Annotated in this window: 8 protein-coding genes; 6 read left to right on the forward strand and 2 right to left on the reverse strand. The window is 75.5% G+C overall.

The genetic code is table 11. From position 1 onward, the window contains the following. Positions 1–694, forward strand: a 694-nt coding sequence (locus AAHZ94_RS23390; RefSeq protein WP_349994955.1) for an alpha/beta hydrolase, incomplete at its 5' end; no start/stop codon positions are given. A 1023-nt stretch (positions 695–1717) separates the two neighbouring features. After that, complete coding sequence (locus AAHZ94_RS23395) at positions 1718–3412, forward strand: ATP-binding SpoIIE family protein phosphatase (RefSeq protein ID WP_349994961.1); 1695 nt, start codon at positions 1718–1720, stop codon at positions 3410–3412. Positions 3413–3488: 76 nt separating this feature from the next. On the opposite strand, the gene AAHZ94_RS23400 is transcribed toward AAHZ94_RS23395, so the two are convergent. Next, positions 3489–3815 carry a DUF3040 domain-containing protein gene (locus AAHZ94_RS23400; RefSeq protein ID WP_349994956.1) on the reverse strand — a complete coding sequence of 109 codons (327 nt, stop codon included), beginning with the start codon at positions 3813–3815 and terminating at the stop codon, positions 3489–3491. A gap of 421 nt (positions 3816–4236) precedes the next feature. Here AAHZ94_RS23400 and AAHZ94_RS23405 point away from each other — a divergent pair, with 421 nt between their 5' ends. Beyond that, entirely contained in the window at positions 4237–5190 is a 954-nt protein-coding gene (locus AAHZ94_RS23405; RefSeq protein WP_349994962.1) for a HAMP domain-containing sensor histidine kinase, read from the forward strand. Next, positions 5187–5846, forward strand: a complete 660-nt coding sequence (locus AAHZ94_RS23410) for a response regulator (RefSeq protein WP_349994957.1) — start codon at positions 5187–5189, stop codon at positions 5844–5846. The genes AAHZ94_RS23405 and AAHZ94_RS23410 overlap by 4 nt, the downstream gene beginning before the upstream one ends. 99 nt (positions 5847–5945) lie before the next feature. Here AAHZ94_RS23410 and AAHZ94_RS23415 read toward each other — a convergent pair whose 3' ends face one another. Then, positions 5946–6449 carry an SRPBCC domain-containing protein gene (locus AAHZ94_RS23415; protein ID WP_349994958.1) on the reverse strand — a complete coding sequence of 168 codons (504 nt, stop codon included), beginning with the start codon at positions 6447–6449 and terminating at the stop codon, positions 5946–5948. A 438-nt stretch (positions 6450–6887) separates the two neighbouring features. Here AAHZ94_RS23415 and AAHZ94_RS23420 point away from each other — a divergent pair, with 438 nt between their 5' ends. Both AAHZ94_RS23420 and AAHZ94_RS23425 read left to right on the forward strand, forming a co-directional pair. After that, positions 6888–7403: a methylated-DNA--[protein]-cysteine S-methyltransferase gene (locus tag AAHZ94_RS23420; protein WP_349994959.1), complete on the forward strand. Its 516-nt coding sequence runs from the start codon at positions 6888–6890 to the stop codon at positions 7401–7403. Positions 7404–7640: 237 nt separating this feature from the next. Continuing rightward, a complete protein-coding gene (locus AAHZ94_RS23425) occupies positions 7641–8306 on the forward strand; it encodes an alpha-ketoglutarate-dependent dioxygenase AlkB family protein (protein WP_349994960.1) in 666 nt (221 codons plus the stop codon). The last annotated feature ends 149 nt before the right edge of the window (positions 8307–8455 follow it).

Raw genomic sequence — 8455 nt, forward strand, 5'->3', positions numbered from 1 at the left:
GGACGCGCCGCCGCGGGCCGCGGTCCTCGTCCTGCACGGCGGGCGTGAGGACGGGCTTGAGCCGCCGCCCGCGCTGAACCTGCCCGGCGCCCGGATGGTGCCCTTCACCCGGTCCATCGCGCGGGCCGTCGCCGGCCACGCGGTGGCCGTGGGCACCGTCCGCTACCGGCACCGGGGCTGGAACGGCGAGCGGGACGACCCGGCGCACGACGCCCTGCGCGCCCTGGACGAGTTGACCGCCCTGCACGGGCCGCTGCCAGTGGTCCTGGTGGGCCATTCGATGGGCGGCCGGGCCGCGCTGCGGGCCGCAGCGGCGCCCCAGGTACAGGCGGTGGTCGGGCTCGCGCCGTGGTGCCCGGACGATGAGCCGGTGGCCCATCTCGCGGGCACGCAGGTGGTCGTGTTGCACGGCGGCCGGGACCGGATCACCTCGCCCGATGCCTCGCGCGCCTTCACCGACCGGGCCCGGCGGGCCGGCGCCGAGGCGTGCACGCTGCTGCTCGCCGACGGGGAACACGCCATGGTGCGCCGGGCCGCGGCCTGGCACGCGCTCACCGCCGGGGCCGTCAGCGGGCTCCTCGGGCTGGCCCCGCTCCCACCGGTGGTCGCCGCCGCACTGTCCGGCGCGCCGGGCCAGCGGCAGCCGACCTCGGACGGCACGGCGCAACCACTCGGATCGGAGCGGCACGGGTAGATCGGCTGGGCCAGGGCCCGCACCGCCTCTCCCCCACACCGCGGCGGGCCCCGCGTCCGTACGGCCCGTCTCGCTCACACCGCGGGCGCTCCGGGTTCGTCACGTACGGCTACGGGCCGGTCGGCTGACGGTGACGTCGCGGGTGGAGCGCACGGGGGGCCTGCCGGGGGCGCGTGGGCGCACCGCCCGGACCTGGTGGAATCGTCTGGTGACGCCCGGGTGCCAGCCCGGCCAAACGCCCATAAGGTAGCGCCAGGGTGTGCGGGGAACTGATCCGACCGGATCGGTGGCCCGCCGGCGGCGCGGGCCCGGACCCGGTGCGCGGGTGGCCGGTGCTCCGGCACGACACGCGGGACGACGAGGTGCGGAACACGGTGCGGACATCACCACGGCGCGGCCTCGGGCCGCTGCGGGGTGCGCACCGCGGGCACCGTGCGCCGCAGCGGATCGCGCGGACCGCACGCGGTGCCAGTCCGTCCCCCGTCTCCTGCGTCCCACCTGGACGAACGCCGGTCGTCTGCGGATTGACCGCGGCCTGGCGGACCGCTTCGGGCACGCCCCGCGCTGGCAGGGAACGGACGACATACCAGGTCATGCGCGGCGGGCACCCGCGGGCGGGCTAGAGTCGGCGACCCGGCAGGGGTGCTGGGGGGTTACGGCGCGGTGGACACGGAGGAGACGGACGTGGAGCAAGGCCGGAAGAACGACGCCGGACGCGATGCCACGCGCAGCGCCCCGGACAGCCGCTCCGGCCCTGCCACCGCGCAGCAACACCCGGGCCGCCGCGCGGGCGCGGCAGAGGCGGAAGGCGCCACGGGTCCGGGGGCGGGCGCCGAACGCGCCACCGGTACGGGCGCTGGTGCGGAAGGCGCCCACGGCAGGCCGCCGGCCCGGCCGTTCCCCGGCGGCGCAGACGACTCCCGCGACACCGCCGAGACCGCTCGCACCAGCGCCACCGGCACCGGCACCGGCACCGGCACCGGCACCATCCGCCGCGCGAGCGATGGCATCGGCCAGCCCGGTGTGGAGGGTGACGGGGCCGGTGGCCAACTCGCCTGGCTCAATGAGGCCAGTGTGCGCATCGGCTCCACGCTCGACCTGGTCACCACCGCACAGGAACTCGCCGACTTCACCGTGCCCCGCTTCGCCGACGGTGCGGCCGTGGACCTGTTGGAGTCCGTGCTGCACGGCGAGGAGGGGGCCCAGCCGGGTGGCAGCGGTCGGCCGACCACCCGCGCGCTGGCCGTCGCCGCGATCGACGCGCTGCTGCACCTGGAGCCCGACCCGGTCGGCGAGCTGAGCGCCAACGTCCACGACCAGTTCGCCAACGAATGCCTCACCCTCGGCAAGCCGGTGCTGGTCAGCCACATCCAGCCGGACGAGTTCGTACGGGTCGCCCCCAGCCCCCGGGCCGCGGAGTTGCTGCGCCGGGCCGGGGTGCACAGCTATCTCGTGGTGCCGTTGATCGCCCGCGGCGTACTGCTCGGCGCGGCGGACTTCATCCGGACCGGCGACCGGGCCCCGTTCTCAGCCGTCGATCTCGAACTCGCCACCCAACTCGCTTCCAGGGCTGCCCTGTTCGTCGACAACGCGCGCCTGTACGAGCGCGAGCGCGAGCACGTGGTGACCTTGCAGCGCAGCCTGCTGCCCCGCGCCACGCCGCACACCCCGGGCCTGGCGGTCAACCACTGCTACGCGCCGACGGCCAACCCCAGCGAGGTGGGCGGCGACTGGTACGACGTCGCACCGCTGCCCGGGGGCCGTACCGCGCTGGTGGTCGGCGACGTGATGGGGCACGGCCTGGCCGCGGCGGCCACCATGGGGCGGCTGCGCGCCGTGGGCCGGACGCTGATGGCGATGGACATGGCGCCCGACCGGGTGCTGGCCCGGCTCGACCTGGCCGCCCGCGACCTGGAGGAGGACCAGGTCGCCACCTGTCTGTGTGCCGTCTACGACCCGGCCGACGCCAGCTTCACGGTGGTCAGCGCCGGGCATCCGCTGCCGATGCTCATCGGGCCCGACGGTGCGGCCTCGTTCGTGGAGGTGCCGGTCGGCGCCCCGATCGGCGCGGGGGTCATCCCGTACGACGGGCTGCGGGTGCCGGTCGAGCCGGGCAGCCGGCTGGTGTTGTACACGGACGGGCTGGTCAAGTCGCGGACCGAGGACATCGACAGCCAGTTGGACCGGCTGCTGCGGTCCGCTTCGGCGCTGCGGTCAACCGAGCTCGACGCGGTGGCCCTCAGCGACCTCGCGCCGGCCGGCAGCGAACGCTTCGACGAGGCGGTGCTGTTGGTGGCGGCGGCCCGGCCGGCCGCGGTGGCCGCCGGGTTGCGCGTGTGGGACCTGCCGGGCGACGGCTCGGCGGCCGGAGCGGCCCGCAAGTACGTACGGGAACAACTCGACCTGTGGCACCTGGGTGACCTCGCGGACGTGACGGAGCTGGTCGTCAGCGAGCTGGTGGGCAATGCGCTGCGCTACGGCGGCGGGCCGGGGCGGCTGCGGATGCTGTGCGATGACCGGCTGCTGGTCGAGGTCTCGGACACCGGCCCCGACCTGCCGCAGATCCAGCACGCATCGCCGAGCGACGAGGGCGGCCGTGGCCTACAACTGATCAACATGCTCTGTCGGCGCTGGGGCTCGTGCCGTACGTCCACCGGCAAGGTGGTCTGGGCGGAGCAGGACGTGCCGGCGGGAGCGGTGCGCCCGGCGGCTCCCTGAACGGGGCCGCCGGCCTCTCCCTGTTCTCCCTCCACTAGCCGCCGTGCCGCCGGCCGTGGCGGTACCTGCCCTGGGCCTACCGGCCGTAGCGGTGCCGCTGCGGGTCGAAGAGGTTGCCCGCGGCGCCGGCGGCCACCAGGCCGGTGGCGATGAGCAGGCCGTGGCTGGTGAGCACACCGACGGTGAACAGGGTCACGGCGACGGCCAGCAGCAGCCAGGCGGGGCCGCGCCGGTACTCGCGCGGCGCCTGTGGCCTGCCGCGCCCCATGGCGTGCGCGAAGTGCGGGTCCTGCCGCCGGGTCAGGGCGGCGAGGCCATCCAGTACGTCGCCGCCCGCGGCCCGCTCGCCCGCTCGGGACGGGTGCTGCCGCGGGTCGAAGGGCCCGCTCGGTCGTGGAGTCATCGGCGTCGCCTCAGCTACGCGATCCGCCCGCCGTCCCGCCCGTCGGCTCGTCTCCGGCCAGGGGCCGTCGTGCTGGCTTCCATGATCACGGCCGGGCCGGCGCGTACGCCATCGGTGCTGACACCCATATCGGGGGGTGGGGAACCTGTAGCCGGCACCGGGAGTGGGAACCCGTCACCGGCCTCCACCTGCGCCTTTCCACAGGGCGCGCCGGTCCGGCCCGCGCACCCGGTGGCGCGCCGGGCACCGGTCAGATGACAGCCTGGGCACAGACCGGTGCATCGGGCACGGGGTTCACACCAGCGATAGTGGGGTCGAGGAGATGCGAGGAGACCGTACCGCGGCGTCCGCGGCTGGGTCTGGGGCCGCCTCCGGGGCCCCGTCTGGGGCGGGGGCCGTGGCCGTGGCTGGTGCCGGGTCACTGTTCCGGCGGATCTTCCTGCTGAACGCCGCGGTGCTGGTCGCGGCGGCGGCCCTGTTGCTGCTCGGCCCGGTCACGATCTCCACCCCGGTGCTGCTGACCGAGGCGCTGATCCTCAGCGCGGGGCTCGCCGTCATGCTGATCGCCAACGCCGCTCTGCTGCGCCTCGGGCTCGCGCCGCTGCAACGCCTGACCCGGGCCATGACCACCATCGACCTGCTGCGTCCCGGGCCGCGGCCGGTGGCGGCCGGGCACAGCGAGATCGCCGACCTGATCACGACGTTCAACAGCATGCTGGACCGGCTGGAGGCGGAGCGGGCCACCAGCAGCGCCCGCGCCCTCTCCGCCCAGGAGGGCGAGCGCCGGCGCATCGCCCAGGAACTCCACGACGAGGTCGGGCAGACCCTGACCGCCGTACTCCTCGAACTCAAGCGGGTCGCCGACCAGTCCCCCGCCCCCGTACGCGAAGAACTGCTCCTGGTGCAGGAGACGACCCGCGGCAGCCTGGACGAGATCCGGCGCATCGCCCGCCGGCTGCGCCCCGGCGTGCTGGAGGAACTGGGCCTGGCCAGCGCGCTCAGCGCACTCGTCAACGAGATTCCGGACCACGGCGGGCTCACCGTCCGGCGCCGGGTGACGGGCCCGCTGCCCGCGCTCGGCGACGAGGTCGAACTCGTCCTGTACCGCGTCGCCCAGGAGAGCCTGACCAACGCGGTGCGGCACGCCCGGGCGCGCCACGTGGACCTGTCGCTGCGCCGGGTGCCCGGCGCGGTGGAGCTGTGCATCCGGGACGACGGGCGCGGGCTCGGCGGCGCCCCGGAGGGGGCCGGCATCCGCGGCATGCGCGAGCGCGCCCTGCTCATCGGGGCCGGCCTCGCCATCGGCCCGGGCCCCGACGGCGGCACCGAAGTGCGCCTGACCGTACCGACCACCCAGCGGGAGCCACTGCCGTGAGCGAACCGAAGAAGACCCGCATCCTGCTCGCCGACGACCACGCGCTGGTGCGGCGCGGGGTCCGGCTGATCCTCGACAACGAGCCCGACCTGACGGTCGTCGCCGAGGCGAGCGACGGCGCCGAGGCCATCGAGGCGGCCCGCGCCGAACAGCCCGACCTGGCCATCTTGGACATCGCCATGCCCCGGCTGACCGGCCTCCAGACGGCACGCGAACTGTCCCGCAGCCAGCCGGCGCTGCGCATCCTCATCCTGACCATGTACGACAACGAGCAGTACCTCTTCGAGGCGCTCAAGGCCGGGGCGGCCGGCTACGTGCTCAAGTCGGTGGCCGACCGCGACCTGGTGGAGGCGTGCCGGGCCGCCATGCGCGACGAGCCGTTCCTCTACCCCGGGGCGATCACCACGTTGATCCGCAACTACCTGAACCAGGCGCGGACGGGCGACGGGTTCCCGCACAAGGCCATCACCGACCGCGAGGAGGAGATCCTCAAGCTGGTCGCGGAGGGCCACACCTCGAAGGAGATCGCCGACCTGCTGGTGATCAGCGTGAAGACCGTGGAACGGCACCGGGCCAACCTGCTGCACAAGCTCGGCCTGCGGGACCGGCTCGAACTCACCCGCTACGCCATCCGCGCCGGCCTCATCGAGCCCTGAGCCCGCCGGCCGGCTCATACAGACAGCGAGCGGGCGCGGGGCCGTGAGGGAATCGAGCGGCCCCGTACGGGAAACGGGCGTCCCCGTACGGGAGGTGGTTCAGCTCGGCCGTGCTGCCTGCGGGCCGCCGCGCTCCACCACGGTCTTCAGCTCGCACAGGATCATCGTCCAGCCCAGCGAGACGGCGCGGAGCATCTTGCTCTGTGGGCTGTCGAACCCGTCGTGCACGATGGTCAGCTTGCTGCCCGCCGACGGCTCCTCGGCCTCCTCCAGGGTGAAGGTGACCTGGGAGCGCTCCGTGGCCGCCGCGGCGAACTCCTCGTCGGACTCGATGCCCACGATGGTCCGGTGCTCGGGTTGCAGCGGGTGCCAGGTGTAGGAGAGCAGCTTGCCGGGCTCCGCCACCAGGACGCGTTGCCCGTAGTCGTGGAAGGCGCCGTTCGGGTCCATCTTCCAGTCCACCGGCGATCCGACCTGCCAGTCGGAGCGCGGCCCGGTGCCGCCCATGTACGCGGCGACGTACTCGGGGTCGGTGAGAGCCCGGTAGAGCTCCTGCGGGGTGCCGTGCACGTAGATCACGTACACGTAGGCGGGCTTGCTCATGCCTCGTGCCTCCAGGTCTTGCTGAGGTGGGGACGGCGCCGGGTGCCGGCGCGCCCGCCCGGGCCGACCGCGGTGGGCCGACCCGCGGTGGACCGGGGCCGCCACCGGTACGGGATGCGGTGGACCGGGAGCCTCCGGTACGGGTTGCGGTGTGCACGCCTCGTCCACTGTCCCCGCCAGCACGGCACGGGGCAACCTGCGGGCGGCGCGCCCGGCCGGGCCGGCCGGGCGGCGCGGCGGGTCACGGTCCGGTCCCCTTCGGCGGGCCGGGGGCGGTCCGCGGGGGCCGGTTTCGCCCTGGTCGCCGTGGCGTCGGAGACTGGGTACGAGGGGCGGGCGGCACCGTGAAGGCCATGTCCGAATCCCGCCAGACGGGGCGTGTGACGTGGCGCAAGCTGGTACCCGTACGACGCACGAAGACGAGGGAAGGACAGGCCGATGACGGTCTACACCACCATCGACAGCCCGCTCGGGGAGTTGCTGGTGACGGGTGAGCGGGACCCGATGGCGGCCGGCGGCACCACCGTGACCTCGCTGTCGATGCCGGGCCAGCGCTCCGCGCCGCAGGTCCAACCCGACTGGCAGCCGGACGCCGGGGCGCTCGCGGCGCCGGTGGAGCAGGTGCGCGCCTACTTCGCGGGCGAGCTCACCGACTTCGACCTCGCGTACACGGCGGGCGCCGGCACCGAGTTCCAGCGCCGGGTCTGGGCGGCACTTGAGTCCATTCCGCACGGCAGCACCACGACGTACGGCGCGATCGCCGAGCGGATCGGCGCCCCGCGGGCGGCCGTGCGCGCGGTGGGCACCGCGATCGGCGCCAACCCGCTGCTCGTCCTGCGCCCGTGCCACCGGGTCATCGGCGCCGGCGGGGCGCTGACCGGCTATGCGGGTGGGCTCGACCGCAAGGAAGCGCTGCTCGTGCACGAGGGCGCGCTGCCCGCGCGCCTCGGCTGAGCGGCACGCCGCCGTGGGCGGGGGCCCCGCCCCCCCCCCCCCGCCCCCCCCCCCCCCCCCCCCCCCCCCCCCGGGCGGCGGGCGCCCGCGCCGCCCCCCCCCCCCCCCCCCCCCGCGCCGGGCCCCCCCACGCCCCAACACCCCAGCACCACACCGGCGCGCCCGGCCGGCCGCGGCGGCCGCCCCCCCACCCGCGCCGCGCCACACCCCGCGCTCCCCCGTGACGAGAGGTCGGCCGTGAACGCGCTCATCCCCCGCCCCCGCACCACCGTGGCGCCCGGCGCCGTGCACGTGCCCGACTGGCTCTCGCCCGCCGAGCAGCGGTCGCTGGTGGACGCCTGCCGGCGGTGGGCGGTGGGCCCGGTGCCGATGCGGCACGTCCGGCTACCGCGGGGCGGGACGATGTCGGTGCAGATGGTCGGGGTGGGCTGGCACTGGCGGCCGTACGCCTACACGCGGACCGCGCCGGACGTGAATGGGGCGCGGGTGGCGCCGTTCCCGCCGTGGCTGGTGGAGTACGGCCGGCGGGCGGTGGCCGACGCCTATCAGGACCCGTCGGCCGCGGCCGACTACGCGCCGGACGTGGCCCTGGTCAACTTCTACGACGCGGCGGCCACCATGGGCCTGCACCAGGACAGGGACGAGCGGTCGGCGGCGCCGGTGGTCTCGCTCAGCATCGGGGACAGTTGCGTCTTCCGGTTCGGCAACACCGAGCGCCGCGGCCGGCCGTACACCGACGTCGAGCTGTGCTCGGGTGACTTGTTCGTCTTCGGCGGCCCGTCCCGCTTCGCTTACCACGGGGTGCCGAAGGTCAGGCCGGGCACCGCGGACCCGGCGACCGGGCTGACCGCGGGCCGGTTGAACATCACGCTGCGCGTCACCGGGCTGGCCGACGGCGGTTGACCCCAGCAGTTGGCCCGGCGATTGACCCGGCCGGTACGGGCCGCCGGCGGCGGCTGGGGGCACTCGGCCCTGACCGGTGTCGACGCGCGGGGGGGGGGGGGGGGGGGGGGGGGGGGGGGGGGGGCGGGGGGGGGGGGGGCGCGGGGGGG

It is taken from the genome of Streptomyces sp. HSW2009, assembly GCF_040240285.1.
In the GTDB taxonomy this organism is placed as follows: Bacteria; Actinomycetota; Actinomycetes; order Streptomycetales; family Streptomycetaceae; genus Streptomyces.

Bases quoted from the DNA above. Each gene is read 5' to 3' on its own strand.
- AAHZ94_RS23420 (WP_349994959.1), top strand. From the start codon at position 6,888: ATGACGGTCTACACCACCATCGACAGCCCGCTCGGGGAGTTGCTGGTG.
- AAHZ94_RS23415 (WP_349994958.1), bottom strand. From the start codon at position 6,449: ATGAGCAAGCCCGCCTACGTGTACGTGATCTACGTGCACGGCACCCCG.
- AAHZ94_RS23400 (WP_349994956.1), bottom strand. From the start codon at position 3,815: ATGACTCCACGACCGAGCGGGCCCTTCGACCCGCGGCAGCACCCGTCC.